Source organism: Aeromonas enteropelogenes, assembly GCF_000819845.1.
Lineage (GTDB): Bacteria > Pseudomonadota > Gammaproteobacteria > Enterobacterales > Aeromonadaceae > Aeromonas > Aeromonas enteropelogenes.
On sequence record NZ_CDCG01000007.1, the window covers coordinates 1 to 1,816 of the forward strand.

The 1,816-nt window shown below is 60.7% G+C and carries 4 protein-coding genes; 2 read left to right on the forward strand and 2 right to left on the reverse strand.

Annotated features, from left to right (window positions below):
• Together BN1123_RS03185 and BN1123_RS03190 are read right to left on the reverse strand one after the other, a co-directional pair.
• A partial coding sequence (locus tag BN1123_RS03185) for a chemotaxis protein CheW (RefSeq protein WP_042025326.1) occupies positions 1-401 on the reverse strand: 401 nt, incomplete at its 3' end.
• Positions 402-549: 148 nt separating this feature from the next.
• Complete coding sequence (locus BN1123_RS03190) at positions 550-1,209, reverse strand: hypothetical protein (protein WP_042025328.1); 660 nt, start codon at positions 1,207-1,209, stop codon at positions 550-552.
• Positions 1,210-1,248: 39 nt separating this feature from the next.
• Here BN1123_RS03190 and BN1123_RS03195 point away from each other — a divergent pair, with 39 nt between their 5' ends.
• Both BN1123_RS03195 and BN1123_RS03200 read left to right on the forward strand, forming a co-directional pair.
• Positions 1,249-1,452 carry a YheV family putative zinc ribbon protein gene (locus tag BN1123_RS03195; RefSeq protein ID WP_042025330.1) on the forward strand — a complete coding sequence of 68 codons (204 nt, stop codon included), beginning with the start codon at positions 1,249-1,251 and terminating at the stop codon, positions 1,450-1,452.
• 141 nt (positions 1,453-1,593) lie between these two features.
• On the forward strand, positions 1,594-1,816 hold a 223-nt coding region (locus tag BN1123_RS03200), incomplete at its 3' end, for an FKBP-type peptidyl-prolyl cis-trans isomerase (RefSeq protein ID WP_042025331.1).

The window sequence follows — 1,816 nt, forward strand, 5'->3', positions numbered from 1 at the left end:
AGCTGGCCGTTGACCCGGGTTACTCCGGTCACGAAGACGTTGTGACCGAGGGCGGCAGGCGGCGGGGCGATATCGCGCCAGTTGCACTCGGTGATCTTGTCGATGCCGCGCACCAGAAAGCCCACCAGGGTACGGCGACAATCGGTGATGATGATGAAACAGTGTTGCATCTCTTCCCGTTGGATGGGGCGATATCCCACCGCCATGGCCATGTCGATCACCGGAATGGTGGTGCCACGCATATTGGCTGCCCCCAGCACGGTCGGGTGGGACTGGGGCAGCGCGGTCAGCTGGGTATAGGGCACTATCTCCTTTACCTTGAGGGTGCCGATGGCGAAGGATTGGTTGGCTGAGAGATGAAACAGCAACATGCCCTGGGATTGATTGGCTTTGCTCGTCATGGCAGATGTCCTGTTGGTCGAAACGTTGGCCGTCACTTATGGTTCCAGCATAAAGGATAAGAGGGGGGATGATCCTCTCTTGTTAACGACCGGCGGCCAAAAAACTGGACTCGCCTGGCCGTTTTTCTTCGCTGGCGGGGGAGGGCGCTTATTGCCCCTCGCCCGGTGTCACGCCCCAGCGCTGACAAGCCTGTTGCAGCGCCGCTTCATCGGGATAACCCAGTTTGCCGGCAACCTGAGCTGCCTTGCTGCCTCCCTTGAGCAGTCTGAGGGCCTGCAGCAGTTGCCACTGCTGTTGCAGGGCATCGCCCGGGACTGGCGCATCGGCCCGCTCGGCCCACGTTTGCAGCGCATCGGGATGGCCGCTGGCGATGGCCTGCCAGTCCGCTTGCAGGGTTTCATTCCCCTGCTGACTGATGGGGCACTGTTGCACCTCATCGAGAATGACCTGCAGCCGGTGGCCATAGGCCCCCTGCCAATCCTGTGGCCGCTGCCATTGAGCCAGCGAATCGAGCAGGGCATCGAGCAGCGGCGAGGCTTGCAGCCAGCCGGCCTGCCCGGGTTGCGGCGCTCGCAGGGAGACGCTCAGCAGGTCGTAATCGCAATCTGCCAGCGGGCTGAAGGCGGCCAGAGCATCGGCACAGAGCCAGAAACAGCGGCCGGCCGGGAGCAACAGCTCATGCTGACCGAGTCTTAGCAGCGCGGCTCCTCTGGTCACCCGCAACAACTGCCCGACCGGGGTACGTTTGCGATGACCGGCTTGCAGGCCCTGGCTGGAAAAATGGTGGTACTCGATGGCGTGATGCATGTAAAAACCCTGATATGATGCTGCCTGGAGGTAACAAAAATGGAAACCAGACGTAAAAAGCGCTTCATTGCCGGTGCAGTCTGCCCGGCGTGCGGCAAGATGGACAACATGATGCTGTATCTGGAGCATGGAGTCGAGAAGGTGACCTGCGTCTCCTGCGGCGATACCCAGGTGCAGACGCCGGCCGAGGTCGATGAGATGACCCGGGAGACCGAAGAGGTGATCGGGGTATTCCGCCCCTGACGGGGTAACGGGATTGGGTGAGGGGTGTCACTTCGATCCCGCTGTCGCTTTTTTCAACACCCGCTGGCAGGGTCCGCCATAGGCGTGGCCCGCTTTTTAGGGTATTCTGAGCCCGTTTTTTTCTATCCGCAGGATCCTGACATGAAAGTAGCTCCTCTGAGCGTGGTTACGCTGGAATACACAGTCACCGACGAGCACGGTGAAGTCATCGACAGCACTGTCGGCAAAGAGCCGCTGGTATATCTGCACGGTACTCGCTATCTGGTTTCCGGCCTCGAAGCCGAGCTGGAAGGTCGCGCGGTAGGTGACGCCTTCGAAGTGACCCTGACCCCGAGCCAGGCCTACGGCGAATATGACGAGTCTC

Coding starts and splice junctions, on each gene's coding strand:
- BN1123_RS03190 (WP_042025328.1), bottom strand. CDS start 1,209: ATGCATCACGCCATCGAGTACCACCATTTTTCCAGCCAGGGCCTGCAA.
- BN1123_RS03195 (WP_042025330.1), top strand. CDS start 1,249: ATGGAAACCAGACGTAAAAAGCGCTTCATTGCCGGTGCAGTCTGCCCG.